Annotated in this window: 1 protein-coding gene; it reads right to left on the bottom strand. The window is 66.0% G+C overall.

The features are described 5' to 3' along the window. On the bottom strand, positions 1-452 hold a 452-nt coding region (locus ACH107_RS33530), incomplete at its 3' end, for a transposase (protein WP_412509888.1). Positions 453-465 lie beyond the last annotated feature (13 nt).

A 465-nucleotide genomic window follows, 5' to 3' on the forward strand; every position in this document is an offset into this window, starting at 1 on the left:
TCGTAGGGTGATGCGGGCAGTTGCGTAAGCCGGCCGGCTACGAGGTAGGCCATGTTGATGAAGTTCCGTGTCGTGCGATAGCCTCGGGCGCGGGCCTTGGCCGCCTGGATCAGGCCGTTGATGGCTTCGACACCGCCATTGGTCAGCCGGCTGTCAAACCCGTTCAGGATCCCGTCCCAATGCGCCCCAAGCGTTCTGGCGAGCTTGCGGAACGGTGCCAGGCGGGATCGCTTCGCCCATGCCAGCCACGCGGTCAGCAGCTCCGCCGCCTCGGCCTTGCTGTCGGCCTGGGCGAAGATGTCCCGCAACTCTTCCTTCATCCGGAACGCCCGCGCGGTCTTGAGCTTGCGGCGCGACAAGTCGTGATGCTGCGCGATCTGCGTCTTCGTCCAGTGATGCTTGTCCTTCAGCCACATCCAGCGCGACCGCTTGAGGGCGGGTTCCGTCCGCACTTCGGCGCGCCGG

The sequence above is a fragment of the Roseovarius halophilus (ex Wu et al. 2025) genome (assembly GCF_047086965.1).